At 72.2% G+C, this 24,416-nt stretch carries 28 protein-coding genes; 27 read left to right on the top strand and 1 reads right to left on the bottom strand.

Annotated elements, in window-relative coordinates; translation table 11 throughout:
* The first annotated feature begins 313 nt into the window (after positions 1 to 313).
* From rpsP to ACNAYW_RS04510, 22 genes are all read left to right on the top strand, one after another.
* On the top strand, positions 314 to 781 hold the full coding sequence (rpsP, locus tag ACNAYW_RS04615; RefSeq protein ID WP_415848584.1) for a 30S ribosomal protein S16: 468 nt from the start codon (positions 314 to 316) through the stop codon (positions 779 to 781).
* Positions 781 to 1,029 (top strand): RNA-binding protein, encoded by a 249-nt coding sequence (locus ACNAYW_RS04610; protein WP_013126270.1) that lies wholly within the window; start codon positions 781 to 783, stop codon positions 1,027 to 1,029. The genes rpsP and ACNAYW_RS04610 overlap by 1 nt, the downstream gene beginning before the upstream one ends.
* Positions 1,030 to 1,033: 4 nt before the next feature.
* On the top strand, positions 1,034 to 1,555 hold the full coding sequence (gene rimM / locus ACNAYW_RS04605) for a ribosome maturation factor RimM (protein ID WP_415848583.1): 522 nt from the start codon (positions 1,034 to 1,036) through the stop codon (positions 1,553 to 1,555).
* Between the two features lie 4 nt (positions 1,556 to 1,559).
* The gene (gene trmD / locus ACNAYW_RS04600) at positions 1,560 to 2,252 is read left to right on the top strand and encodes a tRNA (guanosine(37)-N1)-methyltransferase TrmD (protein ID WP_415848582.1); all 693 of its coding nucleotides are present in this window, start codon (positions 1,560 to 1,562) and stop codon (positions 2,250 to 2,252) included.
* A 166-nt stretch (positions 2,253 to 2,418) separates the two neighbouring features.
* Positions 2,419 to 3,393 carry a sensor histidine kinase gene (locus ACNAYW_RS04595; RefSeq protein WP_415848581.1) on the top strand — a complete coding sequence of 325 codons (975 nt, stop codon included), beginning with the start codon at positions 2,419 to 2,421 and terminating at the stop codon, positions 3,391 to 3,393.
* A gap of 96 nt (positions 3,394 to 3,489) precedes the next feature.
* Positions 3,490 to 3,792 carry a YbaB/EbfC family nucleoid-associated protein gene (locus ACNAYW_RS04590; RefSeq protein ID WP_415848580.1) on the top strand — a complete coding sequence of 101 codons (303 nt, stop codon included), beginning with the start codon at positions 3,490 to 3,492 and terminating at the stop codon, positions 3,790 to 3,792.
* Positions 3,789 to 4,067 carry a hypothetical protein gene (locus tag ACNAYW_RS04585; protein WP_415848579.1) on the top strand — a complete coding sequence of 93 codons (279 nt, stop codon included), beginning with the start codon at positions 3,789 to 3,791 and terminating at the stop codon, positions 4,065 to 4,067. Before ACNAYW_RS04590 ends, ACNAYW_RS04585 begins: the two co-directional genes overlap by 4 nt.
* Positions 4,064 to 4,948 carry a hypothetical protein gene (locus ACNAYW_RS04580; protein WP_415848578.1) on the top strand — a complete coding sequence of 295 codons (885 nt, stop codon included), beginning with the start codon at positions 4,064 to 4,066 and terminating at the stop codon, positions 4,946 to 4,948. Before ACNAYW_RS04585 ends, ACNAYW_RS04580 begins: the two co-directional genes overlap by 4 nt.
* Complete coding sequence (locus ACNAYW_RS04575; protein WP_415848577.1) at positions 4,932 to 5,351, top strand: hypothetical protein; 420 nt, start codon at positions 4,932 to 4,934, stop codon at positions 5,349 to 5,351. The genes ACNAYW_RS04580 and ACNAYW_RS04575 overlap by 17 nt, the downstream gene beginning before the upstream one ends.
* A 9-nt stretch (positions 5,352 to 5,360) precedes the next feature.
* A complete protein-coding gene (locus ACNAYW_RS04570; protein ID WP_415848576.1) occupies positions 5,361 to 7,772 on the top strand; it encodes a Tex family protein in 2,412 nt (803 codons plus the stop codon).
* Between the two features lie 85 nt (positions 7,773 to 7,857).
* Positions 7,858 to 8,835 carry a hypothetical protein gene (locus ACNAYW_RS04565; RefSeq protein ID WP_415848575.1) on the top strand — a complete coding sequence of 326 codons (978 nt, stop codon included), beginning with the start codon at positions 7,858 to 7,860 and terminating at the stop codon, positions 8,833 to 8,835.
* A gap of 61 nt (positions 8,836 to 8,896) precedes the next feature.
* On the top strand, positions 8,897 to 9,238 hold the full coding sequence (gene rplS, locus ACNAYW_RS04560; RefSeq protein WP_019203499.1) for a 50S ribosomal protein L19: 342 nt from the start codon (positions 8,897 to 8,899) through the stop codon (positions 9,236 to 9,238).
* Positions 9,239 to 9,542: 304 nt separating this feature from the next.
* Positions 9,543 to 10,004, top strand: a complete 462-nt coding sequence (locus tag ACNAYW_RS04555; protein WP_415848574.1) for a hypothetical protein — start codon at positions 9,543 to 9,545, stop codon at positions 10,002 to 10,004.
* A gap of 67 nt (positions 10,005 to 10,071) precedes the next feature.
* Positions 10,072 to 10,917, top strand: a complete 846-nt coding sequence (lepB, locus tag ACNAYW_RS04550; protein ID WP_415848573.1) for a signal peptidase I — start codon at positions 10,072 to 10,074, stop codon at positions 10,915 to 10,917.
* A 6-nt stretch (positions 10,918 to 10,923) separates the two neighbouring features.
* A complete protein-coding gene (locus ACNAYW_RS04545; RefSeq protein ID WP_415848572.1) occupies positions 10,924 to 11,607 on the top strand; it encodes a ribonuclease HII in 684 nt (227 codons plus the stop codon).
* Between the two features lie 43 nt (positions 11,608 to 11,650).
* Positions 11,651 to 11,956 carry a DUF2469 domain-containing protein gene (locus ACNAYW_RS04540; RefSeq protein ID WP_040768524.1) on the top strand — a complete coding sequence of 102 codons (306 nt, stop codon included), beginning with the start codon at positions 11,651 to 11,653 and terminating at the stop codon, positions 11,954 to 11,956.
* A gap of 153 nt (positions 11,957 to 12,109) precedes the next feature.
* Positions 12,110 to 13,327 carry an MFS transporter gene (locus tag ACNAYW_RS04535; protein ID WP_415848571.1) on the top strand — a complete coding sequence of 406 codons (1,218 nt, stop codon included), beginning with the start codon at positions 12,110 to 12,112 and terminating at the stop codon, positions 13,325 to 13,327.
* 52 nt (positions 13,328 to 13,379) lie between these two features.
* Positions 13,380 to 13,952 (top strand): TetR/AcrR family transcriptional regulator, encoded by a 573-nt coding sequence (locus ACNAYW_RS04530; RefSeq protein ID WP_415848570.1) that lies wholly within the window; start codon positions 13,380 to 13,382, stop codon positions 13,950 to 13,952.
* A gap of 159 nt (positions 13,953 to 14,111) precedes the next feature.
* A complete protein-coding gene (locus tag ACNAYW_RS04525) occupies positions 14,112 to 14,429 on the top strand; it encodes a YraN family protein (RefSeq protein ID WP_415848728.1) in 318 nt (105 codons plus the stop codon).
* Positions 14,429 to 15,943 (top strand): YifB family Mg chelatase-like AAA ATPase, encoded by a 1,515-nt coding sequence (locus ACNAYW_RS04520; protein WP_415848569.1) that lies wholly within the window; start codon positions 14,429 to 14,431, stop codon positions 15,941 to 15,943. Before ACNAYW_RS04525 ends, ACNAYW_RS04520 begins: the two co-directional genes overlap by 1 nt.
* A gap of 2 nt (positions 15,944 to 15,945) precedes the next feature.
* The gene (gene dprA / locus ACNAYW_RS04515; RefSeq protein ID WP_415848568.1) at positions 15,946 to 17,094 is read left to right on the top strand and encodes a DNA-processing protein DprA; all 1,149 of its coding nucleotides are present in this window, start codon (positions 15,946 to 15,948) and stop codon (positions 17,092 to 17,094) included.
* Between the two features lie 274 nt (positions 17,095 to 17,368).
* The gene (locus tag ACNAYW_RS04510; RefSeq protein ID WP_415848567.1) at positions 17,369 to 18,646 is read left to right on the top strand and encodes a mechanosensitive ion channel family protein; all 1,278 of its coding nucleotides are present in this window, start codon (positions 17,369 to 17,371) and stop codon (positions 18,644 to 18,646) included.
* A gap of 81 nt (positions 18,647 to 18,727) precedes the next feature.
* Here ACNAYW_RS04510 and ACNAYW_RS04505 read toward each other — a convergent pair whose 3' ends face one another.
* Positions 18,728 to 19,279 (bottom strand): YdeI/OmpD-associated family protein, encoded by a 552-nt coding sequence (locus tag ACNAYW_RS04505; protein ID WP_415848566.1) that lies wholly within the window; start codon positions 19,277 to 19,279, stop codon positions 18,728 to 18,730.
* 285 nt (positions 19,280 to 19,564) lie between these two features.
* Between ACNAYW_RS04505 and ACNAYW_RS04500 the strand changes: the two genes are divergently transcribed.
* The 5 genes from ACNAYW_RS04500 (at position 19,565) to ACNAYW_RS04480 (ending at position 24,413) form a co-directional block, all read left to right on the top strand.
* Positions 19,565 to 20,437, top strand: coding sequence for a MetQ/NlpA family ABC transporter substrate-binding protein (locus ACNAYW_RS04500; protein ID WP_415848727.1), 873 nt, complete (start codon positions 19,565 to 19,567; stop codon positions 20,435 to 20,437).
* Entirely contained in the window at positions 20,434 to 21,480 is a 1,047-nt protein-coding gene (locus ACNAYW_RS04495) for a methionine ABC transporter ATP-binding protein (RefSeq protein WP_415848565.1), read from the top strand. Before ACNAYW_RS04500 ends, ACNAYW_RS04495 begins: the two co-directional genes overlap by 4 nt.
* Positions 21,477 to 22,163 (top strand): methionine ABC transporter permease, encoded by a 687-nt coding sequence (locus tag ACNAYW_RS04490; RefSeq protein ID WP_415848564.1) that lies wholly within the window; start codon positions 21,477 to 21,479, stop codon positions 22,161 to 22,163. The genes ACNAYW_RS04495 and ACNAYW_RS04490 overlap by 4 nt, the downstream gene beginning before the upstream one ends.
* Positions 22,156 to 23,442 carry an MFS transporter gene (locus tag ACNAYW_RS04485; RefSeq protein ID WP_415848563.1) on the top strand — a complete coding sequence of 429 codons (1,287 nt, stop codon included), beginning with the start codon at positions 22,156 to 22,158 and terminating at the stop codon, positions 23,440 to 23,442. The genes ACNAYW_RS04490 and ACNAYW_RS04485 overlap by 8 nt, the downstream gene beginning before the upstream one ends.
* A 74-nt stretch (positions 23,443 to 23,516) precedes the next feature.
* On the top strand, positions 23,517 to 24,413 hold the full coding sequence (locus tag ACNAYW_RS04480; protein ID WP_415848562.1) for a tyrosine recombinase XerC: 897 nt from the start codon (positions 23,517 to 23,519) through the stop codon (positions 24,411 to 24,413).
* The last annotated feature ends 3 nt before the right edge of the window (positions 24,414 to 24,416 follow it).

Raw genomic sequence — 24,416 nt, 5'->3', positions numbered from 1 at the left:
ACACCGGGCTGACGGTGCATCGCGCAGGCAACGACAGGGTTGAGTTTACCCGCCGGTAACCATTGCTTTCGCAACATCGGGGCCGAAGTGGCGCGAGTCACGTCGTGCACGGTCTGGTTCGTCCATTCTACGGAGAACCCGCCCCGACGGCGATTTCGCGCCGGTCGCACGGCGTGGCAGAATGGATCGCTGCTGACCGGCAGCGGCTGAGATACCGCCCGGCGGTCACGCAACCAGACGGCAAAACCGGGTGCGTTCATCCTGACGCATCGCTGAATTGCACACGTGACTACGAACGAAGGAACCACAGCACATGGCTGTCAAGATCAAGCTCACGCGGCTCGGCAAGATCCGCAACCCGCAGTACCGCGTCGTCATCGCCGACTCGCGCACCCGCCGCAACGGCCGCGCGATCGAGTCGATCGGCAAGTACCACCCCAAGGAGGAGCCCTCGCTCATCCAGATCGACTCGGAGCGCGTGCAGTACTGGCTGGGCGTCGGCGCACAGCCGACCGAGCCGGTTCTCGCCCTCCTGAAGATCACGGGTGACTGGCAGAAGTTCAAGGGCCTCCCCGGCGCCGAGGGCACCCTGAAGACCGCCGCCGAGAAGCCGTCCAAGCTGGACCTCTTCAACGCCGCTCTCGCTGCGGCCGACAAGGAGCCCGCCGCGGCCGCCACCACGCCCAAGAAGAAGGCGGAGAAGAAGGCCGACGAGGCCCCCGCCGAGGCTGCTGAGGCTCCGGCCGAGGCCGCCGCCGAGGCTCCGGCCGAGGGCGAGTAATGAGCGCCGTCGTCGCCGACGCTGTCGAGCACCTCGTGCGCGGCATCGTGTCGAACCCGGACGACGTTCGCGTCGACCTCATCACCGGCCGTCGCGGCCGCGTCATCGAGGTCCACGTGAACCCGGACGACCTGGGCAAGGTGATCGGCCGGAGCGGTCGCACCGCCACCGCCCTGCGCACCCTCGTCACCGGCATCGGTGGCAAGGGCATCCGGATCGACGTCGTCGACACCGATCGGGTCCGCTGACCCGATGGAGCTCGTGATCGGCCGCGTCGCCAAGTCGCACGGCATCCGCGGCGAGATCGTCGTGGAGGTGCGCACCGATTCGCCCGAGCTCCGCTTCGCGGACGGCGCCGTCCTCACCGGACGGCGCCCCCGCGAGAAGCAGAACCAGACGTACACCGTGGCGGCCTCCCGGAACCATTCCGGGAGGCTGCTGGTGCGTCTGCGGGGAGTGGACGACCGCACCGCCGCCGACGAGCTGCGCGGCACTCTCTTCTACATCGACTCCGCCGACGTGGAGCCCAGCGACGATCCGGACGAGTTCTACGACCACGAACTCGAAGGCCTCGCCGTGCGCACCGTCGGAGGTGAGGACGTGGGCGTGATCGCCGAGGTCCTGCACCCGCCCGGCGGTGAGCTGCTGTCGGTGAAGGCGCCCGACGGCCGCGAGATCCTCATCCCGTTCGTCAAGGCCATCGTCCCGGATGTCGACCTGGCCGGCGGCGTCGTCACCGTCGACCCGCCCGACGGCCTCCTCGATCCGGAGTAGCCCCGTGCGCATCGACGTGGTGACGATCTTCCCCGAGTACCTCGCGCCGCTGCGGCAGGCGCTGCTCGGCAAGGCCGTCGACAAGGGCCTCCTCGACTTCGGCGTGCACGACCTGCGCGACTGGACCCACGACGTGCACAAGGCCGTCGACGACTCGCCCTACGGCGGCGGGCCCGGCATGGTCATGAAGCCCACCGTGTGGGGTCCCGCCCTCGACGACGTCTGCCCCGACGACGCGCTGCTCGTCGTCCCCACGCCCGCGGGTCGGCCGTTCACCCAGGCCATGGCGCACGAGTGGGCGCGCGAGGAGCACATCGTCTTCGCCTGCGGCCGCTACGAGGGCATCGACCAGCGCGTCTTCGACGACGCCGCCCGCCGCGTGCGCGTCGTCGAGGTGTCCATCGGCGACTACGTGCTCATCGGCGGCGAGGCCGCGGTCCTCGTCATGGTAGAGGCCTTCGCCCGCCTCATCCCCGGGGTGCTGGGCAACAGGCTCAGCCACCACGACGACTCGTTCTCCGACGGTGCCGAGGGGCTCCTCGAGGGCCCCTCGTACACCCGGCCCGAGACCTGGCGGGACCTCGCCGTACCGCCCGTCCTCCTGTCCGGCGACCACGCCAAGGTCGCCGCCTGGCGTCGTGAGCAGTCGCTCGCGCGGACCGCGGAGCGTCGCCCGGACCTCCTGCCGCCGGAGTAGGCCCGCGCCACGGGCGCGAAGAGCGTCGGGAACGGCACGCGGATCGGTAAGGTCAACCCTCGATACTTCGCGATCGCGATCGCACGGCTGCGACAGCCGCGATCGGAATCCTGCAGGAGGGCGAGTGGTAGGGGCACCGGCACCGCGCACGACGGGACCAGGTTCCGTGCGCGTGCGGGTGTCGTTGCTCGCCGCGGGCGTCGTGCTCATCGGTGCCGCTCTCGCGGTGGTTCTCGCGCTGCCCCTCGACGACCTGCCCGGGGTGGCGATCGCGGCCGTGCCCGTCGCCGGGATCGTGGCGGGCGCGGTCGCCTGGATCTCCGCCGATCGGGTGCTGCGGCGCGTCGGTGCCTTGGAGCGACGGTTCCGCTCGCTCGCGGACGGGGACCCGCGGCTGCGCGTCGACGAGCCCGCCGGCGACGACGAACTGGCCCGGCTCGCCCGCACCCTGAACGACGCCCTCGAGCAGCGGCAGCGCGGCGCCGAGCGGCGCCTCGACTTCGTCGGCGACGCCGCGGACGCCCTGCGCGGCCCCCTCGCTACCGTCCGCGCCGACCTCTATGCCGCCACCCGGCCCGGCGGCCCCGACCCGGTCCACGCCGTGCAACGGGCCCTCGCCGACGCGGACCGGCTCCAGGCCACCGCCGCCGACGTGCTGCTCCTCGCCCGGCTCCGCGCGGGTGAGCGGCCGCGTCGGGAGATCCTCCCGTGGTTCGAGGTGATGACCGGCGTGCGAATCCCGGCCACCGTCGCCTTCTCCGCCGAGGGCGACCTGGCGACCCTCGTCCTCGGCGCCCGCACCCACTTGACGGTCCTGATGCAGTACCTCGTCGACGAGGCGGCGCGACACGCCGAATCGACTGTCGTGCTGCGGATCGCCACGTTCGACGATGCCGTCGTCCTCCGCGTCGACGACGACGGCCCGCCCATCCCCGCCGCCGAGCGCGAGCGGGCCTTCGCGCCGTTCTCGGACGGCGCCCCGCCTGCGCAGGGGACCGGGCTCGCGCTGGCCGTCGTCGACGAGATCGTCCGGGCGCACGGCGGATCGGTCCGCATCGAGGACTCGCCGCGCGGCGGATCCCGTGTGCGAGTCGAGCTGCCCGCGGTGCTGGCCGACTCCCTGCCGGACTGGGAGGCCTGACGGGCGAGCGATTGCGGCCGAACCCGCACCCGGGCCGCGACCGCGCGGCATCATGGTGGCAGCGGGCGTGGGGGCGCCCGCGGATTCGGGGGAATCATGGCTGAGATCAGGGGCGCCGCCGCGCTGCTCGCGGAGGTGGAGCGCCGGGAGGCGGAGCTCGCGCGGCTCGACGAGGAGTTCCGCACCGCCCGCGTGACGGCGCGATCGCAGGACCGCACCGTCGCGGTGACCGTGGACGTGCGCGGCCACGTCGTCGACGTCGGGTTGGCGCCCGGGTCGGTCCGTGCGCATCCGCCGGAACGTCTGGGGCCCTTGATCGCCGAGCTCGCCGCCCGCGCGGTGGGCACGCTGCGCGAGCACTACGAGCGGCGTGCCGAGCTGACCCGGGTGGCGCGATGATCCTCGAGCTCGACCCGGACGCGTGGGAGAGGCGGGCGCGCACCGTCGAAGCCCTGGCGGAGGCCCTGCCCGCGCCGGAGCCCCTGCCGCTGCCCGCCGACCGGTACGCCCGCGCCCTCGGAGACGTGCCCGCCGCCTCCGACGCCGCGGCGCGCGATCTGCATGCGGCCGCGGTCGCCGAGCTGCGGGGCCTCGCTGCGCGGATCCGGGCGCGCGCCCGCACCACCACGGCGACGGACCGCGCCGCGGCCGAGGCGATCGAGGCGGTCCGGTGACCGCCCCCGCGTTCTGGCCGCAGGAGCCCGGCCCGTACGCCGCGACGGGCGAGACCTACCGCGCCGCGGACGACGCGGCGCGCCGCATCGCCGCGGTCCTCGGGGTGGACGGACCGTCCGGCGCGCTCGCCGCAGCGGCCGCGCTGGACGCCGCCCGCGCGGACTTCCACGCCGCCTACGCGCACCTCGTGGACGACACCCGCGCTCGGATGACCGACGTGGCCGCGCGCACCGCGCTCGCCCGCCTCGAGGCCCGGGGGCAGCACCCGCCCGGCGACCCCGGGGCCGAGCAGGCCGCCGGCCTCGCCGACGACCGCGGCCGCGCGGAGACCGAGGACGCGGCCGAGGAGGCCGGCCGGCGGTCCGCCGAACTCGCGGCCGGTCACGGCGCCGCCGTCGGCTCGATGGCCCCCGTGGCCGGATTGGGCATGCTCGGCCGGGCCCTCGGGGCCGACGGTGCCCACCGCGCCGCCCACTACGCGATCCCCCTCGCGGCGCCCGCCGATCTCGATCTGCGGCTGCGCGAGGTGTGCGGGGCCGTGACCGGGCCGGCGCGGGGCTGGGTGCGGATGGCGGTCGCCGAGGTCGCCGACGAGGCGGGGCGGCCGTGGCGGCTGATCGGCACCACGGAGCTCGACGGGTACCTGCGGCCCGGGGTGATCCTGCGCGACGGCGAGCTCGCCGCGGGCAACGAGGCCTGGCCCGAGCTCTCCATCGCGACCTTCTGTGCGGCACACGGTTTCGCGCCCGGGCCGGTGGTCGGCGCCGTCGAACCGCCGCCCGACGTGTGCGCGCACCTGCGCGCCGCGGGATTCACGCCGACGTGGTCGTCCGACGCGTGGGCCGCCGACGGGGAGGGCGCCGATGCACCGCTCGACTAGCCTGCCCGACCTCGCCGACGCCGTCGCCGCGGTGCCCGCGGACCGTCGCCACGCCGCGGGCGTCGACCTCGTCGCCGGGGCGTTGGACCGTGCCGCCGATCCGGCGCTCGACGCGGCGGGCGAGGTGCTGCTCGACGAGCGGCGGGCGCCCGGATCCCGGCGGGGCGACGCGGACCGCCTGGCCGCAGCCGTCGATCAGCTGGACCGGGAGGCGCACGCCCGGAGGCTCGACGGCGACCACACCGGCTACGTCCTGGGGTTCCAGTCGGCCCGGGCGATGGCGTCGCTGCACCACCTCGTCCGCGACGGCGGCGGTGGATTGGCCGACGTCGCGTACGAGGCCGTCATGGTGTGCGGCGCCACGGAGCCGGTGATCGCGGAGCTCGTCGGTGGCCGCCGGTAGGGTGGCCGCGTGAATTCGAGCGCGCCCGTGAAATCCGTATCCGCCCGCATCGCCGACGAGCTCTCGGTGGGGGAGAACCAGGTGGCCGCGGCGGTCCAGCTGCTGGACGAGGGGTCGACGGTGCCGTTCATCGCCCGGTACCGCAAGGAGGTCACCGGCAGCCTCGACGACGCGCAGCTGCGCACGCTGGAGGAACGGCTCGGCTACCTGCGCGAGCTCGACGACCGGCGCGCCGCTGTGATCGCCTCCATCGAGGAGCAGGGCAAGCTGACCCCGCAGCTCCGGGAGGCGCTGCTCGCCGCCGAGACGAAGGCCCGCGTCGAGGACATCTACCTGCCGTACAAGGTGAAGCGGCGCACCAAGGCGCAGATCGCCCGCGAGAACGGCCTGCAGCCGCTCGCGGAGCGCCTGCTGTCCGATCCCACGCTGGTCCCCGAGGAGCTGGCCGCGGAGTTCCTCGGTGAGAACGTCGCCGACGCGGCGGCGGCGCTCGAGGGCGCGCGCCACATCCTGGTCGAGCGGGCGTCCGAGGACGCCGAGCTGGTGGGCACCGTCCGCGAGAAGTTCTGGGCCGATTCGACGCTGCGCACCGGCGTGCGCGAGGGAGCGGACCCGCAGAAGGCGCAGAAGTTCCGCGACTACTTCGAGTTCTCCGAGCCGCTGGAGCAGATGCCCTCGCATCGCGTGCTCGCGGTGCTGCGCGGGGAGAAGGAGGAGGTGCTCTCCCTGCAGTTCGACGGTGGCGAGGACGCCGACTACGAGGCGATGGTCGCGGCGACGCTGGGCATCTCGAACCAGGGGCGCCCGGCGGACAAGTGGCTCGGCACCGTCGCGCGGTGGGCCTGGCGCACCAAGCTGATGGTCTCCGCGACCGTGGACGCGCGGACCCGGCTGCGGCAGCGCGCCGAGGACGACGCCGTGCACGTCTTCGCCACCAACCTCAAGGACCTGTTGCTCGCGGCGCCGGCCGGCACCCGGCCGACGCTGGGCCTGGACCCGGGCTTCCGCAACGGCGTGAAGACGGCCGTGGTGGACGGCACCGGCAAGGTGCTCGACACCCTGATCATCTACCCGCACCAGCCGCAGAACCAGTGGGACAAGAGCAAGGCGCTGCTCGCCGCGCTCATCGCCCGGCACGACGTGGAGCTGATCGCGATCGGCAACGGCACCGCGTCGCGCGAGACGGACGCCCTCACCACCGAGCTGCTCGGCGAGATCAAGAAGTCGGGTGCTCGGGTGCCCGCGAAGGCCGTCGTGAGCGAGGCGGGCGCGTCGATCTACTCCGCGTCGGAGTACGCCTCGCAGGAGCTGCCCGATATGGACGTCTCACTGCGCGGCGCCGTCTCCATCGCCCGCCGCCTGCAGGACCCGCTGGCCGAGCTGGTGAAGATCGACCCCAAGTCGATCGGCGTGGGCCAGTACCAGCACGACGTCTCGCAGGCCAGCCTCGCGCGGAGCCTCGACGCCGTGGTCGAGGACGCGGTGAACGCGGTGGGCGTCGACCTCAACACGGCCTCGGCGCCGCTGCTCGCGCGGGTCTCCGGCGTCACCGAGAACCTGGCCGCGGCGATCGTCGCGCATCGGGACGGGGCCGGCGCCTTCCGCAGCCGCAAGGGCCTGCTCGACGTGCCGCGCCTCGGCCCCAAGGCCTTCGAGCAGTGCGCGGGCTTCCTGCGCATCCGCGGCGGCGACGACCCGCTCGACGCCTCCGGTGTGCATCCCGAGGCGTACCCCGTGGTGCGGAAGATCCTGGACCGCTCCGGGCTGGCTCTCGCCGAGCTCATCGGCAACGGCCCCGCGCTGGCGAAGCTGCGGCCCGCGGACATCGCCGCCGAGCTCGCCGACGAGCGCTTCGGCGTCCCGACGGTGACCGACATCCTCGCCGAGCTGGAGAAGCCGGGACGGGACCCGCGCCCCGCCTTCGCGACCGCGACCTTCGCGGCCGGTGTCGAGAAGGTCTCCGACCTGCAACCGGGCATGGTGCTGGAGGGCGTCGTCACCAACGTCGCCGCGTTCGGCGCGTTCGTCGACGTGGGGGTGCACCAGGACGGCCTCGTGCACGTCTCCGCCATGTCGGACCGCTACGTCTCGGACCCGCACGAAGTGGTCAAGTCCGGCCAGGTCGTCAAGGTCAAGGTCGTCGACGTGGACGTCGAACGCCAGCGGATCGGCCTGTCCCTGCGGCTGAACGACGACGCCGCCCCGAAGGAGCGCGGCCCGCGCGGTGGGGGAGCACCCCGTGGCGGGGGAGCGCAGCGCGGCGGCCAGCGGCGCGGTGGTCAGCCCGGCGGACAGGGCGGCCAGGGCGGCGGTCAGCGCGGCCAGGGCGGCGGCCAGAACCGGGCGTCGCGCGGCGGTGGGCAGGCGGCACCGTCGGGCTCGATGGCGGACGCGCTGCGCAAGGCCGGCTTCGGCAAGTAGGTCCCGCGCACGCGTCGCGTGCGCGGGTGTGTGCGCTCGCGGCGTTCCGACCTGGGGCGACGGTGCGCGCCGCTAGGTTGGAGGCATGTCCACCTGGTTCGCGAACGACATCGTCGGAGGGGGACGGCTGCCGCTGTTCTCCTTCTGTGTCGGGCTGATCGTGGGCTTCATGGGGATCCGGATCAGCGTCCGGCTGATCCGGGCGAAGGTGCGCTGGTGGTTCGGCAACGTCACGCCCGGCGGCCTGCACCTGCACCACATGGTGTTCGGCGTGGTGCTGTGCCTGGGCTCGGCGATCGGCCTCATCGCGAACTTCGACAAGGCCACCCAGACGACGGCGGCGGTGCTCGCCGGCGTCTTCGGGTTGGGCGCGGCGCTGATCCTCGACGAGTTCGCGCTGATCCTCTACCTGCGCGACGTGTATTGGCAGGAGGAGGGGCGCGCCTCGGTCGACGCGGTGTTCGTGGCGATCGCGATGAGCGGCCTGCTGCTCCTCGGGCTGCGCCCGCTCGACCTCGTGGACTTCGCGGGGTTCCGGGACTCACCCGAGCGGGCCGCGCAGATCGGCTTCGGCGTCATCAGCCTCGGCACCGCCGCGATCGTGCTGCTCAAGGGCAAGATCTGGACCGGGTTGATCGGGCTGTTCTTCTTCCCACTGCTACTGATCGGCGCGATCCGGCTCTCCCGGCCGGGCGCGCCGTGGGCCCGCTGGCGGTACGAGCAGGACTCGCGGCGCATGCTCCGGGCGCTGCGTCGCGAGCGCCGGCTGCGTCGCCCGTTGATCCGCGCCAAGATCGCCGTCCAGGACCTGATGGCCGGCCGCCCGGACCTGCTGCCGAACCTCCGCGAGGACGCGGAGAAGGAGCTCGATCGCACCGTCGTGCCCGCGCCGGCGCCACCCCGTCGGCCCCGGTCGATGGCCCGGCGGTTGACGATTTCGAGAAACCGGCGGCGATCTGGCACAATCAACAGGTTGCCCGGGCTGCGTGCTACCCGGGCGTATCCGGCTGCGGAGCGGCCGGCAGGACAGGAGTACGAACCGGTCGAACCCCCGCGGCAGTAGTCGCGACGGGCCGCCAGGGTCCTCTGCTCACGAAGACATGTAAGAAACGGATGATCCAGCGATGAACACGCTCGACTTCATTGACCAGCAGTCCCTGCGCAGCGATGTGCCCGACTTCCGCCCCGGCGACACCCTTGACGTACACGTCAAGGTCATCGAGGGCAGCAAGGAGCGCGTCCAGGTGTTCAAGGGCGTCGTGATCCGCCGCCAGGGCGGCGGCGTGCGCGAGACCTTCACCGTGCGCAAGGTGTCCTTCGGTGTCGGTGTGGAGCGCACCTTCCCCGTGCACTCCCCGAACATCGCCAAGATCGACGTGCTCACCCGTGGTGACGTGCGTCGCGCGAAGCTGTACTACCTGCGCGACCTGCGTGGTAAGGCCGCCAAGATCAAGGAGAAGCGCTGACACCAGCGCCGCCGGCGGTCCGCGTGACCGCCGCGTAGCTCTCCCGAGCGCCCCACGAGTCCTTGCGGACCGTGGGGCGCTCGTCTGTCTTCGCCTACGCTCGACGGCGAGGCCGGTTCGCCGCTCGGGGGAGGGAACTATGAGTGAGAGCTGTATCTCCGTGATCTCGGTGGCGCCGCCGGGCGACCCGGGCCGGCGGGCGCGCGCCGAGGCGGTCGCGGAGATCGCCGAGCGTCGCGGACCCGAGCTGTAGATCGCCGATGCGCGGTTGTGCCTGGACGAGGCGCGAGCGGACCCGCGGAACATGGAATTGTTCGGCCACGCATACGTCGGCGTCATCGACTCCTCGCCCGACTTCGACGGCGGAGTGTACGACGAGGGTGCGTTGCAGGAGTTGGCCACTACGAGGTGGCGATCGTCCTACCAGGGGGAGCGTCCGGTAGTGGACCTGGACTTCGGATGCGTCACCGCCGTCGAGAACATGGTGGACCCGCGGTGTCCGGGCTGTGCACGGGACTTCACTGAGGTCCCGACGGGCGAGTGGTGCCAGCAGTGGTACGACAGACGGGTCGAGCCGACGGTGACGTGTGGCGGCTGCGGAACCACAGGTCTCATCGGCGATTGGCGGGGCGAGAGCGGCACCTACTTCACCGACTGCACGGTCGAGCTGTGGAACTGGCCGAGCCTTACGCTCGTGCCCGGACTCGAAGCGGAGCTCCTCGGCGCGATCGGCGCCCGCCCGCGCATCGTCTACGCGCACATGTGACGGCGACCGGCTCACGCACCGGCTCGGTGATCGGATCGTCGACCCGCCCGCTCGGTAGTGTGTACCCGTGCCCGAGCAGACGAACTCCCCGGAGACCCCCGAGCCCAGCGATTCCCCGCGCACGGGCGGTCGCCACGCCGCGCCGGCACCGTCGGGCGAGGGGAGCGGCACGGACGACGCGAGCACCCGGAAGGGACGGCGGTCGTCCGGCAAGAAGGACAAGAAGACCAACTGGCCGCTCGAGGTGGGCGCGATCGTGCTGGTCGCGCTGGTGCTCAGCTTCTGCCTACAGACCTTCGTCGGCCGCCAGTGGTACGTGCCGTCCGAGTCGATGGAGCCGACCCTGATCGGGTGCGAGGGCTGCACCGGCGACCGGATCGTCACGCAGAAGATCAGCTACTTCACCGGCGACCCGAAACCGGGCGACGTCGTGGTCTTCCGCGCGCCGACCGAGTCCTGGGGCCTCGCCCCCGTGACGCCGGTGCGCTCGAACAACACCGTGATCCGCGGCATCCAGGAGGCGCTGTCCTACGTGGGCCTGCAGCCGCCGAACGAGAACGACCTGGTCAAGCGGGTGATCGCGGTCGGCGGCCAGACCATCCAGTGCCGCCCCGAGACGGGCGTGACGGTGAACGGCCGCAAGCTCGTCGAGCCCTACCTGGCCGATGCCGCCAAGCAGCAGGCCGAGCAGGACGCCTGCTGGGGCGTGCCCTTCGGGCCGATCACCATCCCGGACGGCAACGTCTTCGCGATGGGCGACAACCGCACCATGTCGCGCGACTCGCGCTTCCACATCGAGGACGAGCTGCAGGGCACGATCCCCAAGGCCGACATCCGCGGCAAGGTCGTCGCGGTCATCTACCCGTTCAGCCGCTGGCAGACGGTGGATTCGATCAACCCGCAGCAGGGCTAGGGGCACATGCGCGACCGATGGCCCCCGCGACCGGTGGTGCGGGCATCGTCGGGCCTGAGCACGCTTGAGACCGTGCTCGGCCGCGCCGGCCTGGGGCCGGTGGCGGGCATCGACGAGGCCGGGCGCGGCGCCTGCGCGGGTCCGATGACGGTGGCCGCGTGCATCCTTCCGGCCCGGATCCCGGCGTCGCTGGCGCGCCTCGACGACTCCAAGAAGCTGACGGAGAACGCGCGCGAGCAGCTCTACCCGAAGATCATCGAACTGGCCGTGAGCTGGTCGGTGGTGTCGATCCCGGCCCCTGAGATCGACCGGATCGGCGTGCACGTGGCCAACATCATGGGGATGCGGCGCGCGGTCGCGGGCCTGCAGGTGCGGCCGGGGTACGTGCTCATCGACGGGTTCACCGTGCCCGGCCTGGGCGTCCCGTCGCTCCCCGTGATCGGCGGCGACGCCTCCGCCTCGTGCATCGCCGCGGCGAGCGTGCTGGCGAAGGTGACGCGCGACCGCGTGATGACGGAGCTGGAGGACGATTTCCCCGGTTACGGCTTCGCGGTGCACAAGGGTTACTCGACGGCGGTGCACATGACGGCGCTGGGGGAGCTGGGTCCGAGCGCCCAGCACCGCATGCGGTACCAGAACGTGCGGGCCGCGCTGGCCGCGTCGTCGGGGAACGCGGCGGCGGCGCGGTAATCTGGAGCGGTTACGACTGATGACATCAGGTGAGGAGGACGACGTGAGCGCAGAGGATCTCGAGAAGTACGAGACCGCGATGGAGCTCTCCATGTACCGCGAGTACAAGGACGTGCTGAGCCAGTTCACCTACGTGGTGGAGACGGAGCGCCGCTTCTACCTCGCCAACGGGGTCGACCTGATCCCGCGCAACGCGGACGGCGAGGTCTACTTCGAGGTGCGGATGACCGACGCGTGGGTGTGGGACATGTACCGCCCCGCCCGCTTCCTCAAGCAGGCGCGCGTGGTCACGTTCAAGGACGTCAACATCGAGGAGCTCGACAAGCCGGAGCTCCGCCTACCGGAGTGACTCCTCCGTAGCGCCGACGCTATTCGCCGCAGGCACCGTTCCCGACGGGGACGGTGCCTGCGGCGTCTGACGAGAATTACGGTGCACAGTGTCTCGAATATCTGCTATCGTTTTATAACGAGTCATATTGTCTCGATATAGAAGGAATAGCTCATGTTGCTCGATCGAACCGCGGTGCCCTACCGCGTCGCACCGGCCGTGGTGTGCACGGCCTTCGCGTTCCTGGTGGTCATGATGGGTACCACCCTCCCCACGCCCCTCTACTCGATCTACTCCGCGCAGCTGGGATTCAGCTCGCTCACCGTCACCGTGCTGTTCGCGGTGTACGCCCTCGGCGTCGTCGCGGCGCTCACCGTGTTCGGGCGTCTGTCCGACGAGGTCGGGCGCCGTCCCGTGCTCCTGGTCGCGGTGACACTGGCGATCGTCAGCGCGCTGCTGTTCCTGCTGCCCCCGTCGCTGCCGCTGCTCGTGGTGGCGCGTGTCGTCTCGGGCCTCGGTGCCGGGCTCATGAGCGGCACCGGCACCGCGGCGGTCATCGACCTCTTCGCCCCGGAGAGGCGGGCCGCCGCGGGCACACTGGCCGTCGCAGTGAACACCGGCGGTCTCGCCACCGGCACGCTGCTCGCCGGTGCCGTCGCGGATCTCTCGACGTCGCCGCTGGTCGTGCCGTTCGTCGTCCATCTCGTGCTCTCGGTGGTCGCTTTCGCCGGGCTGTGGGCGTTCGCGCCGAAGACCGCAGTCGCCGGCAGCGTGCGGCTGCGCCCGCGGCGTCTGCGGGTGCCGAGCGAGATCCACGGGGCGTTCGTCCGCGCCGTGCTCGCCGCCGGGTCCGCCTTCGCCGTGACCGGGGTGCTCACCGCGGTCTCGGCGATCTTCCTGGCGCGCTTCCTGCACCTGCCCGGCCACACCCTCGCCGGGTTCGTCGTCTTCCTCGCGTTCGCCGGCATGGCGATCGGGCAGCTCGTGGCGCGCCGGATGGTGCCGCGCACGGCGCTCGTGGTCGGCTGCGGAGGCCTCGTCGTGGCGGCCGCGCTGCTCGCCGTCGCGCTCGCGGCGGAGTCCCTCGTCGCGCTGCTGCTCTCCGCCGCGGTGTTGGGCCTGTTCGGCGGCCTCTGCATGAACGCGGGCATCGCCACCACCGTGGAGCAGGTGGAGCCCGCGCATCGCGCCGAGGTCTCCTCGTCGTTCTTCGCGGGGCTGTACGTGATGCTGGCGTTCCCCGCGATCGGGGTGGGCGCGCTGTCCGTGGCGGTCGGGCTGCGCACCGCCGGTCTGGTGTTCTGTGCGGTCGTGGCGGCGCTCGCCGCGGTCGTCTGCGCCGTCGAGGCGCGCTCGGCGGCCCTCGCCCGGGCCCTGGTGGTGCGCGTGTGACCTGCGGATCCGGGGTCGGTCGGTCCCGCAGAGCGCCTGCTACGGTGGCGCGATGACGCAGTCCGAGCGCACGGTCGGGCGGCCCCGCAGTGAGGAGGCGCGCACCGCGGTCCTGCGGGCCGTGGACGACATGCTCGTCGACGTGGGCTACGCCGCGATGACGATGAAGGGCATCGCCGAGCGCGCCGGGGTGGGCCGGCAGACGGTCTACCGGTGGTGGTCGACGAAGGCCGAGATCCTGCTCGAGGCGAGCGCGGCGGACGCCGCGGGGGAGCTCGCCGTGGAACCCCGGGGCTCGGCCCTCGAGGACGTCGAAGCGTTCGTCGCGGCCGTGGTCCGGTTCCTCACGGAATCCGATGCGGGACTGGCGTACCGGGCACTGATCGGCGAGGCCCAGCACGATCCGCAGGTCGCCGCCCTGATCGCCGGGGCCGACCCGCTGGGCGATGCAGCGCGGGCCGTCATCGACCGCAACCGCGAGGCGGGACGATACGTCGGAGACCGTGATCCGGCGGTGGCAGCGGCTGAGCTCGTGGGGCCGGTCGTCTTCCGGATCCTGGTGCAGGGCGCCGTGATCGACCGGTCCGAGGTGGCCGCGATGGCGGAGCGCTTCGTCCGACAGTGATCGCTCCGCGGGCCCCGTTCTCCACAACTTTGCGTACATAACCTCTTTTCTCCACAGGCACCGTCGTCACCGGCGGTGCCTGTGGTGTCCCGGCGGCAGGATCGGCGCATGGGGAACAACGAGACGGGGCNGGCGGGCGAAGNNNTNGTCTGCGACTTCCTGACGGACCGCGGGTGGACGGTGCTGGCCCGGAACTGGCGGTACTCGGGCGGGGGACTGCGGGGCGAACTCGACGTGATCGCCCGCGCGCCGGATGGGCTGCTGGCGATCGTGGAGGTGAAGACGCGCTCGGGCACCGCCTTCGGGACCGGATTCGACGCGGTCACGCCCCGCAAGGTGGCGCAGCTGCGGGCGCTCACCTCGCGCTGGCTGGCCGAGACCGAGGGCGCCTTCGCCCAGGTCCGGATCGACGTGGCGTCCGTCTTCACGCCGCCCGGCGGTCCGGTGACCCTCGAGTACCGGGCGGGGGTGGCGTGATGTCCGCGCTGAGCAAGGTGCACTCGGTCGCCATCACGGGGGTCGACGGTGCGGTGGTCGAGATCGAGGGCTGCATCGGCCCGGGCCTGCCCGCGGTGCACCTCGTGGGCCTGCCGGACACGGTGCTCAAGGAGTCGCGCGACCGGATCCGCGCGGCCATCGTCAACATCGGGATCAGGTTCCCCGACACCCGGGTCACCGTGGCACTCTCACCGGCCACGCTCCCGAAAGTGGGCTCGGTCTACGACCTTCCCCTGGCGATCGCGATCCTGCTCGCCGCGGAAAGGGTGGCCGTCGGACGCATCGCCGGCGCGGTCCTTCTCGGCGAACTCGCGCTGGACGGCCGCGTCCGCGGCGTGCGCGGCGTCCTACCGGCCGTGCTCTCGGCGAAGGAGGCGGGCTTCACCCGTGCCGTGGTGCCGCTCGCCAACCTCGACGAGGCGGGGCTGGTCGACGGCATCGAGGTGCTGGGGGCCGCGCACCTCTCGGAGGTGGTGGCCTGGCTCGCGGGAGAGGGAACGCTGGCCGAGCCCGGGCCGCTCGTGGCCGAGGACTGCGATCCGACGGTGGCCGATCTGGCCGACGTGGTGGGGCAGCCCGAGGCGAAGTACGCGCTCGAGGTGGCCGCCGCCGGCGCGCACCACATCATGATGACGGGGCCGCCGGGCATCGGGAAGACCATGCTGGCCTCTCGGCTGCCGGGGATCATGCCGGCACTCGGACGGCGCGAGGCGCTCGAGGTGAGTGCGATCCACTCCATCGCCGGGAATCTGCGCCCCGATCGGCCGCTGATCACCGTGCCGCCCTTCGTGGCGCCGCACCAGACGTCGTCGGTGAGCGCGCTCGTCGGCGGCGGCTCCGGCCTGGCCCGCCCGGGCGCGGTGTCGCTCGCCCACCGCGGCGTACTCTTCCTGGACGAGTGCGCTGAGATGGGGCCGCGCTCCCTTGAGGCGCTGCGGACGCCCTTGGAGGAGGGGCAGATCCGGCTCGCGCGCCGCGACGGCGTGGTGAAGTACCCGTCGCGGTTCCTGCTCGTCATGGCCGCGAACCCGTGCCCGTGCGCGCCCGCCCGGAACCAGGACTGCACGTGCACGGCGACGGTCCGCCGGCGCTACCTGGGGAGGCTCTCCGGCCCGCTGCTTGACCGGGTGGACCTGTGGGTGCGCATGGAACCACCCGGCACCGGCGCGCTGCACGAGGACGGCGTCGGCGAGGAATCCAGCGCGACGGTGCGGACCCGGGTCCGAGCCGCCCGAGAGGCCGCGGCGGCCCGGTGGGGCGCCGAGGGGTGGATCACCAACTCGGAGGTCCCGGGTGTGGTGCTGCGCCGGCGATTCCGCCTGTCGGCGAAGGCGCTGCGACCGCTCGAGCAGTACCTCCGGACGGGCAAGATCACCGCGCGGGGCGCGGACCGGTGCCTGCGGCTCTCGTGGACCCTCGCGGACCTGCTCGGCCTCGACAAACCGGGCGAGGACGAAGTGATTCAGGCCCTGCAGTTCCGGGACAAGGAGTGACGATGACCGACGATCAGAGGCGCGCATGGGCCTACTTGAGCCGGGTCGCGGAACCGCCGTGCGGGCCGCTGATCGCACTCGTCGAGGAGGTGGGTCCCGCCGCCGCGGCGGACATGGTGCGCCGGCAGGAGTTCGCCGACGGCTTCGAGGACGTGGCGGACGGCACCGTCGGGCGGGCGTCGGAGGATCGGACCGAGGCCGACCTCGGCCACATCGCGCACCTCGGCGGTCGGCTGGTGACGCCGGACGACGAGGAGTGGCCTGCGCAGGCACTGCGGCGGCTCGCCGAGCGCATGCCGTCGGAGGATACCGAGCACGAGGACGAGGTCCGTGAGCTGCGGCCGGTGGCGCTGTGGGCGGTCGGGAAGGGTCGGCTCGACGACCTGCTGGAGCGGTCGGTGGCGATGGTGGGGACGCGGGCGCCGTCGAGCTACGGCGAGCGGGTGACCGACGAGTTCGCCGGCGACCTCGCGGCGGAGGGATTCACGATCGTCTCCGGCGGCGCGTACGGGATCGACGGGGCCGCGCACCGCGCTGCGCTCGCCGCGGAGGGCCCGACGGTCGCCTTCGTCGCGGGCGGCCTGGACCGTCCGTACCCCGCGGGCCACGCCGGACTGTTCCGGCGCATCTCCGAGACGGGCCTGCTCGTCTCGGAGTACCCGCCCGGCGGCGTACCCGCGCGGCACCGCTTCCTCCACCGCAATCGGATCGTGGGCACGGCGACGGGCGGCGTCGTCGTGGTGGAGGCGGGCTTCCGGTCGGGCACGAAGAACACCGCCACGTGGGCGCGGCGCCGCGGGGTGCCGGTGTGCGCGGTGCCCGGCCCCGTCACGGCGGCGACCTCGGTGACGTGCCATCAGCTGATCCGCGAGGGAGCCGTCCTGGTCACTCGCTCCGCGGAGGTGATCGAGGAGGTCGGCCGAATCGGCGAGCTCGCGCTGGAACTTCCCGTGCCCGCCCGCCCGACGGACGGCCTCGACGGGCCGGCGCTGCGGGTGCACGGCGCCCTCCCGGCGAAGTCCGCGCTGCCGGTCTCGGAGATCGCCGTGATCGCCGGCCTCCCCGCGCGGGCGGTGATGGGGCAGCTCGCCCTCCTCGAGACGAAGGGGCTGGTCCGCCGCGACGGCGCGCTGTGGCGCCTGGACGGCTGATCGGTCGGCGCCGTCGCGAGGCGTGGACCCGGCGGACACGAGGCCGTGGGAGTTTGCAACCGCCTCAGTAGATCGCGATCGGAGAGGGTGAAATGTCGTGAATGCGATCGGTTGTCGCAGAAGTTGGGGGTGTTGACGGGAGATCGGCCCGGACTGTGCCTAGGGTTGGTCCCAGGGTGGCGGTGTCCAGTAACCGGCGTGGTCCCCAAGTCCTTCCCGTGGATATCCGCCACGCGTTCGGCGTGTCGGGTACCGCTGATCGAGAGGTGAACCCATGACCTCCCAACTCGCCATCGACTACGGGGCGGGGCTCTCGGACGCCTGGAGCTCCGTCGCGACCTTCGTTCCCAAGCTGGCCGCCTTCCTGGTGATCCTGATCCTCGGCTGGATCGTCGCGAAGATCCTGTCCAAGGTCATCGCGAAGATCCTCGCCAAGGTCGGCTTCGACCGGCTCGCCGAGCGCAGCGGCCTGCAGGGTGTGCTCGCGAAGAGCGACTACGACGCCTCGACGCTGCTCGCCAAGGTCGTCTACTACGCGGTCCTCCTCATCACCCTGCAGCTCGCGATCGGTGTCTTCGGTCCGAATCCCATCGGGGACCTTCTGTCCCGGTTCGTCGCGTGGCTGCCCAAGCTGTTCGTCGCGATCCTCATCATCGTGATCGTGGCCGCGATCGCGAAGGCGGTGAAGGACATCGTCGGCGGCGCGCTCGGCAGCGCCTCGTACGGTCCTCTCCTCGCCACCATTGCCTCGCTGTTCATCTGGGGCGCCGGGATCATCGCCGCCCTCAATCAGATCGGCGTCGCCACCACCGTGACCACGCCCGTCCTGGTGGCCGTGCTCGCCACCGTCGGCGGCGTCATCGTCGTCGGCGTCGGCGGCGGGCTGGTGCGCCCCATGCAGCAGCGCTGGGACGGCTGGCTGGGCAAGCTCGAGGCCGAGATCCCCGCCCGCCGCGCCGAGCGCGAGGCCGCCGCCAAGGAGACCGCGCGGCACGCCCAGGCGCAGCGTCAGGATCCGACGGTGGGGCAGCAGCCGTTGGCGCACACCGCCCAGCAGGCCGCTGCCCAGGGTTCCGCCCAGGCGCCCGGGCAGGCCCAGGGCTACCAGCCGCCGCTCCCGCCGCAGGCGCCCCTCTCGGCGCAGCACACCCAGGCCGTTCCGCAGGCCGGGCCGGGCACCGGGCAGCAGTTCGCCGCCCAGGCCGGCCAGCCCGCCCAGCCGCCCACGGCCGGACTGCCGGCGCAGGCGCCGGGGCAGCACCAGCCGGGACAGCACCAGTACGGCGGGCGGGCGCCGCAGCACAGTGCGCCGAGCCATCCGCAGGGCCGGCAGCCGGGGGCGGACGCCTGGAACCGGCAGGCGGGTGAGCAGCAGGCGTGGCAGCCGGGCGAAACGCAGTCCTGGCCGCACGGAGAGGCGCAGGCGGGTCAGCACGCCGGACATCCGGGCGCCGATCCGCAGGGGTGGCAGCAGGGCTGGCAGCCCGGGCCGGACCCCGAGCGCTGGCCCGGCTCGGATCCGCAGGATCCGGGTCGGCCGGGCGGACAGTAGCCGCCGCAGCACCACACCGATCCGACCCCGCNGGCCGGCCCGCGCACCACGCGGGCCGGCCGGCGGTGGCGTCTCCGCGCGTCACGCCGGGCGGAGCTCCGCGTCCTCGGGGGCGATGAGCTCGCCGTTCTTCATCAGCTCCGGATCCGTGCACGAGGCGAGGTCGAAGCAGCACGGCCGCCGCTTGCCGGAACGCATCTTCGAGATCGTCACGTCCACGCGCTTGGCCCGCGTCGCGGGGTTCTTCGTGGCGCCGATCCAACGGACCCACTCCCACCGCGCCATCGGGGTGATGTCGGTCCACACGTCGGCGGTGTCGGGAGCGCCGTCGAGGGCGGACCGCAGGTCGTCGGGCACCGTCGGCTCGGGCCAGTCCTTGGTCGGCGCGAGGTCGAGGGTGACCTCGTCGCCGGCCGCGACCGGCGCGTCGTCGAGGGCGATCCAGTGCCCCTTGCGGCCGTCGGGCTCGACGACGGTGCGGAAGTCCGCGCCGTCGAGGGTGCCGGTGACGGCGACCTGGCCGCGCGACGGGAGCGCCGCGCTCGCGTCGGCGGGCAGGCGGACGAGGGTCCGCCCGCCGAGCCGTTCGGCGGTGGCGGTGAAGCGGACGGCGGTGGTGCTGCGGGCGGTCATGATGCTCTCCTCGCGGTGGTCCTCGGTTCCCCACCGACAGTACGAGCGACGGGGCGGGCGGGCTTCTCGATTCGTGACCGATCCGTCCCGGTGCGGCTCGCACCGGCCCCGCAATGATTCGCTGCACTCATGAGCGAAACCGGCGGCGGACCGTCGAACCTGGTCACGGGACCGGGCACGGGAACGAACCCCGTGCTTGTCCCACCGATGTACTAACCGGTAGGTATCGTTCACGCAGCTGGGAGATCCCCGGTCCCGTCGAGTTGGAGAACACAAGCCGTGAAGATGAAGCGTTTCGCGCTCGCCCTGGTCGTGCCCATCGCCCTCACCTCGGGCCTCGCCGCCTGCGGCTCGAGCTCCGATGGCGACACGATCAAGATCGGCGTCACCGACGGTGCCCAGCAGTTCTGGAGCGTCTACAAGGACCTTGCCAAGGACCAGGGCATCGACGTCGAGCTGAAGAACTTCAGCGACTACCAGCAGCCGAACGCCGCGCTCAACGACGGCGACCTGCAGATCAACGAGTACCAGCACCTGCAGTTCCTGGCCGAGTACAACGCGAAGAACAACACCGATCTGGTCCCGATCGGCGCGACCGCGATCTACCCGTTGCCGCTGTACTCCAAGAAGCACAAGTCGGTCGCCGAGGTCCCGCAGGGCGGCACCGTCGTCGTCCCCGACGACCCCACCAACCAGTCCCGCGCGCTCGGCGTGCTCTCCTCGGCCGGCCTGATCAAGCTCAAGGGCGACGTCAATCGGCAGGTGACCCCGGCCGACATCGATACCGCCGCCTCGAAGGTCACGGTCAAGCCGGTGGATGCGAACCAGACCGCGCTCAGCCTCGACAGCGTCGACGGCGCCGTGGTCAACAACGACCCGGCCGAGAACGCCAAGCTCGGCAAGGACCTGATCATCGCCAAGGACGATCCGGCGAGCCCGCAGTCGCAGCCCTTCATCAACGCCTTCGTGGTGCGCAAGGCCGACAAGGACAACGCGACCTACCTCAAGCTGGCCGCCCTCTACAAGGACCAGAAGGTCCTCGACCAGCTCAAGAAGGACAAGGGCGACTCGTTCATCCTCGTCGACAAGCCCGCCGCCGAGCTGCAGAGCCTCACCGAGTCGCTGCAGCAGCAGGTCAAGGCCAGCGGCCCCAAGTGAGTGAGAGCGCCCCGGCCCGGGTGGCGATCGAATTCGTCGACACCACCCGGGATTTCGGCACGACCAAGGCGCTCGACGGCGTCAGCTTCGCGATCCCCGAGGGATCCATCACCGGCGTGATCGGCCAGTCCGGCGCCGGCAAGTCCACGCTGATCCGCACCATCAACGGGCTCGAGTCGACCACCTCCGGCGAGGTGCGGGTGCTCGACACCGTGGTGGGGGCGCTCGGCGAGCGCGACCTCCAGAAGCTGCGCGCCCAGGTGGGCATGATCTTCCAGCGGTTCAACCTCATGAACTCGCGCACCGTGGCCGGGAACGTCGAGTACCCGCTCACCCTCGGTGACCTGTCGAAGGCCGAGCGGCGCGCCCGCGTCGCGGAACTGCTCGACTTCGTGGGCATCGGCGACAAGGCGAAGCAGTACCCGAACAAGCTCTCCGGCGGGCAGAGCCAGCGCGTCGGCATCGCCCGCGCGCTGGCCCGGAACCCGAAGATCCTGCTCGCGGACGAGGCCACCAGCGCCCTCGACCCCGGTACCACCAGCGAGGTCCTCGATCTGCTGCTGCGCGTCAACCGTGAGTTCGGCACCACCATCGTGGTGATCACCCACGAGATGGACGTGATCCGCCGCATCTGCGACACCGTCGCGGTCCTCGATCAGGGCAGGCTCGTCGACTACGGGCCGGTGTACGACGTGTTCGCCGCGCCCACCTCGCCCGCCACCACGTCGCTGATCCACGCGGCCGTTGGCGACGACGTGACCCCGGAGACCCTGCGGCGCCTGCACGCGGCGCGCCCCGGCACCGTGGTCACCGTCGACGTGCGGGACGAGCCCGACGCCCTCGATGCGGCGGAGGTCTTCGCCACGCACGGCACCGGCGCCCGCGTCCTCTACGGCGGCGTCGCCGAGGTCGGCGGCCGCCCGTTCGGCTCGCTGACCTACTCGGTGACCGGCGACGAGGCCGCGGTCGCGGCGGCCGTCGCCCAGCTCGGATCCCTCGCGCACGTCAAGGACCCGCAGACCGGTCAGGAGATCGACCGATGACCTACCCGACCTTCCTCGACGACGTCTTCCCGCCCGGCACACAGGACGTCTTCGTCCAGGCCATCGGCGAGACCGTCCGCCTCGTCGGGATCACGATGATCGTCGGCGGCCTGCTGGGGCTCGTCTACGGGACGCTGCTCTACGCCACCCGGCCGGGCAACCTGCTCGCCAACCGGGCCGTGTTCTCCGTGCTCAACGTGCTGGTCAACATCATTCGCCCCATCCCGTTCATCATCTTCATCACGGCGATCGCGCCGATCACCAAGGAGGTGATCGGCACCCGGATCGGTGTGGAGGCCGCGGCGTTCGCGATGACGGTGATGGCGACCTTCGTCATCGGCCGCGTCGTCGAGCAGAACCTCGTCACCGTCGATCCCGGCGTCGTCGAGGCCGCGCGGTCGATGGGGGCGAGCAAGGCGCGCACGCTCGCGACCGTCGTCATTCCCGAGGGCCTCGCGCCGCTGACGCTGGGCTACACGTTCATGTTCGTCGCGGTGGTCGACATGTCGGCCATGGCCGGCTACGTCGGCGGCGGCGGTCTGGGCGACTTCGCCCGGCAGTACGGCTACCAGCAGAACAACTGGCAACTGACGCTGGTGGTGATCGTGGTGCTCATCGTCGTGGTGCAGATCGCGCAGTTCTTCGGCAATTGGCTCAGCCGTCGACTGCAGCACCGTGGCTGAGACCGGCACGTCGGCATCGCCCGCGGCGGGACCGCATCGGCGCACGCAGATCCTCACCGGCTCGGTGGGGCATCTCGTCGAGTACTTCGACTGGAGCGCCTACTCGTTCCTCGCGATCTACTTCTCGCGCCAGTTCTTCCCGGGCGATGCCGAGTCGGTGGTGCCCCTGCTCGCGACCTTCACCGTCTTCGCGGTCGGCTTCCTCGCCCGGCCGATCGGCGGCGTCCTCATGGGCCGCATGGCCGATCGGTACGGGCGCAAGCCGACGCTGGCCGTCGGGGTCGCGATGATGGGGGTGGGCAGCCTCCTCATCGGCGTCGCCCCGACCTATGCGCAGGTGGGTGTGCTCGCGCCCGTCGTCCTGGTGGTGGCACGCCTGATCCAGGGGCTGTCCACCGGCGGGGAACTCTCCACGGCCACCGCCTTCCTCGTCGAATCCGCGCCCGCGGGCCGGCGCGGCGCCTACGGGAGCATCGTCAACGTGGGCTCCAGCCTCGGCAAGGTGCTGTGCCTGCTCGCCATCACGCTGCTGGTGGGAATCGTGGGCGTGGACGCGATGGCCGATTGGGCCTGGCGCGTCCCGTTCCTCGCCGGCGCGGTGCTCGCGGTCGTCGCCTGGTGGATCCGGCGCAGCGCCGCGGAGACCCTCGCCGACCCCGGGGCGCCGAGCGGGGCGAGTCCGTACCGCGAGATCCTCAGTGGCCATCGCGCCGACTTCGCGCGGGCCTTCGTCCTCGCCTCGACCACCGCCGCGGTGTTCTACGCCTGGAGCACGTTCGTGCCCACCTGGGCGATCCTCACCGAGGGGCTGAACAAGGAGAGCGCCGTGACGATCTCGGCGATCGCCTTCGTCGTCTACGGGCTCGTGCAGATCCCGCTGGGGCTGCTCTCCGACCGGATCGGCCGCAAGCCGATGATGTACGCCTTCCTCGTGGCGGGGGCCGTGGCCACGATCCCGCTGTTCCTCGCCCTCTCCGACGGCTTCCTCACGGTGCTGGCCGTCCAGTGCGCCGGCATGGGGATCACCGCCCTGATGATGGCGGGCCTCGGCACCGCCCTCGCGGAGATGTTCCCGGCGCGCATCCGCGTACTCGCCACCGGGACCTCCTTCGCCCTCGCGACGGCGATCTTCGGCGGGACCGTCCCCGCGATCGGTACCGCGCTGCACGAACGCGGCCTCGACCTCGCCTTCCCGATCTACCTCGTGGTGCTGCACCTGGTCGCGCTGCCGGTGGCCTTCCGCTGCCGCGAGACCGCGCACGCGCCCCTGCCCGATTGAACATGGTTCCTGTTCATCGCGACCTGCGGCTTTCGGGTCCGAAACAGTGTTCAATCCGGGGTTAGGGTGGGGGCATGAGCGAGGCGCTGGCGGAGTACGAGACGTACCTGCGGCTCGAGCGCGGCCGCAGCGAGCACACCGTGCGGGCGTACCTCGCCGACGTCGCCGCGCTCCTCGCCTTCGCCGCGGAGCGCGGGGTGGCGGCGGATCGCCTGGACCTGGCGACGCTGCGCGCGTGGCTGGGGGAGCGGGCCGCGGCCGGCGCCGCCCGGACTACCCTCGCGCGCCAGGCATCCTCCGCCCGCACGTACACCGCGTGGGCCGCCCGGCGGGGTCATCTGGACTCCGATCCGGGCGTGCGGCTCAAGGCGCCGCGCGCGCATCGCACCCTGCCCACGGTCCTCTCGTCCGACGACGCCGGCCAGGCGCTGCACAATGCGGCCTCCGGTGCGGCGGAGGGCGATCCCATCGCGGTCCGCGACCTCGCGATCGCGGAGCTCCTCTACGCCACGGGGATCCGCGTGAGCGAGCTGTGCGGGCTCGACCTCGGCTCCGTCGACCACGGCCGGCGCGTGCTCACCGTGATCGGCAAGGGGAACAAGGAGCGGACGGTGCCCTTCGGCGCGCCCGCGGGGGCCGCCCTGCGTCGTTGGCTCGACGAGGCCCGCCCCGGGCTCGTCACCGACCGCTCGGGCAGTGCCCTGTTCCTCGGGGCGCGCGGCGGGCGGCTCGACCCGCGGCAGGCGCGGACCGTCGTGCACCAGGTCACCGGGTCGGTGCCGGGCGGGCGCGAGGTGGCGCCGCACGGGCTCCGGCACACCGCCGCCACGCACCTGCTCGACGGTGGCGCGGACCTGCGCGTCGTGCAGGAACTCCTCGGCCACTCGTCGCTGGCGACGACCCAGCTGTACACGCACGTCTCGGTTGCGCGGCTGCGGGCCGCGCACGAGCAGGCGCACCCGCGGGCGTAGCCC

Origin of the sequence: Tsukamurella ocularis (genome assembly GCF_965138335.1) — a bacterium.
GTDB classification, from domain to species: Bacteria; Actinomycetota; Actinomycetes; order Mycobacteriales; family Mycobacteriaceae; genus Tsukamurella; species Tsukamurella ocularis_A.
This window is presented reverse-complemented; position numbering and strand designations above follow the sequence as displayed.

What these genes read in the sequence shown, in the direction of transcription:
- ACNAYW_RS04590 (WP_415848580.1), top strand. Translation starts at nt 3,490, where the DNA reads ATGGCTGAGATCAGGGGCGCCGCCGCGCTGCTCGCGGAGGTGGAGCGC.
- ACNAYW_RS04500 (WP_415848727.1), top strand. Translation starts at nt 19,565, where the DNA reads ATGAAGCGTTTCGCGCTCGCCCTGGTCGTGCCCATCGCCCTCACCTCG.
- ACNAYW_RS04530 (WP_415848570.1), top strand. Translation starts at nt 13,380, where the DNA reads ATGACGCAGTCCGAGCGCACGGTCGGGCGGCCCCGCAGTGAGGAGGCG.
- ACNAYW_RS04490 (WP_415848564.1), top strand. Translation starts at nt 21,477, where the DNA reads ATGACCTACCCGACCTTCCTCGACGACGTCTTCCCGCCCGGCACACAG.
- ACNAYW_RS04505 (WP_415848566.1), bottom strand. Translation starts at nt 19,279, where the DNA reads ATGACCGCCCGCAGCACCACCGCCGTCCGCTTCACCGCCACCGCCGAA.
- dprA (WP_415848568.1), top strand. Translation starts at nt 15,946, where the DNA reads ATGACCGACGATCAGAGGCGCGCATGGGCCTACTTGAGCCGGGTCGCG.
- rimM (WP_415848583.1), top strand. Translation starts at nt 1,034, where the DNA reads ATGGAGCTCGTGATCGGCCGCGTCGCCAAGTCGCACGGCATCCGCGGC.
- ACNAYW_RS04555 (WP_415848574.1), top strand. Translation starts at nt 9,543, where the DNA reads ATGGAATTGTTCGGCCACGCATACGTCGGCGTCATCGACTCCTCGCCC.
- rpsP (WP_415848584.1), top strand. Translation starts at nt 314, where the DNA reads ATGGCTGTCAAGATCAAGCTCACGCGGCTCGGCAAGATCCGCAACCCG.
- ACNAYW_RS04585 (WP_415848579.1), top strand. Translation starts at nt 3,789, where the DNA reads ATGATCCTCGAGCTCGACCCGGACGCGTGGGAGAGGCGGGCGCGCACC.
- rplS (WP_019203499.1), top strand. Translation starts at nt 8,897, where the DNA reads ATGAACACGCTCGACTTCATTGACCAGCAGTCCCTGCGCAGCGATGTG.
- ACNAYW_RS04535 (WP_415848571.1), top strand. Translation starts at nt 12,110, where the DNA reads ATGTTGCTCGATCGAACCGCGGTGCCCTACCGCGTCGCACCGGCCGTG.
- ACNAYW_RS04545 (WP_415848572.1), top strand. Translation starts at nt 10,924, where the DNA reads ATGCGCGACCGATGGCCCCCGCGACCGGTGGTGCGGGCATCGTCGGGC.
- ACNAYW_RS04480 (WP_415848562.1), top strand. Translation starts at nt 23,517, where the DNA reads ATGAGCGAGGCGCTGGCGGAGTACGAGACGTACCTGCGGCTCGAGCGC.
- ACNAYW_RS04565 (WP_415848575.1), top strand. Translation starts at nt 7,858, where the DNA reads ATGTCCACCTGGTTCGCGAACGACATCGTCGGAGGGGGACGGCTGCCG.
- ACNAYW_RS04575 (WP_415848577.1), top strand. Translation starts at nt 4,932, where the DNA reads ATGCACCGCTCGACTAGCCTGCCCGACCTCGCCGACGCCGTCGCCGCG.
- ACNAYW_RS04520 (WP_415848569.1), top strand. Translation starts at nt 14,429, where the DNA reads ATGTCCGCGCTGAGCAAGGTGCACTCGGTCGCCATCACGGGGGTCGAC.
- ACNAYW_RS04610 (WP_013126270.1), top strand. Translation starts at nt 781, where the DNA reads ATGAGCGCCGTCGTCGCCGACGCTGTCGAGCACCTCGTGCGCGGCATC.
- ACNAYW_RS04510 (WP_415848567.1), top strand. Translation starts at nt 17,369, where the DNA reads ATGACCTCCCAACTCGCCATCGACTACGGGGCGGGGCTCTCGGACGCC.